Here is a 236-nt window from a genome sequence, read left to right on the forward strand (position 1 = left end):
GGGCATGCGCAGATAGCGTTGATCGATCTCTTCTCTCAGCACGTCAGGGCCGTATCTGTCCGGTGCCGCGCACGCGATATTTGAAGGAGGTCAGCTGTTCGACGCCGACAGGTCCGCGAGCATGCATCTTGCCGGTGGCGATGCCGATTTCCGCGCCCATGCCGAATTCGCCGCCATCGGCGAACTGCGTCTAGGCATTGTGCAAGAGGATCGCCGAATCGATCTCGGTGAGGAGG

General features: G+C 61.0%; 1 pseudogene. It reads right to left on the bottom strand.

Annotated features, from left to right (window positions below):
- Nucleotides 1-43 precede the first annotated feature (43 nt).
- Nucleotides 44-236, bottom strand: a pseudogene (gene proA, locus ACPYOI_RS37070) (glutamate-5-semialdehyde dehydrogenase); the annotation flags it as partial.

It is taken from the genome of Rhizobium sp. SVR5-2C (genome assembly GCF_056755115.1).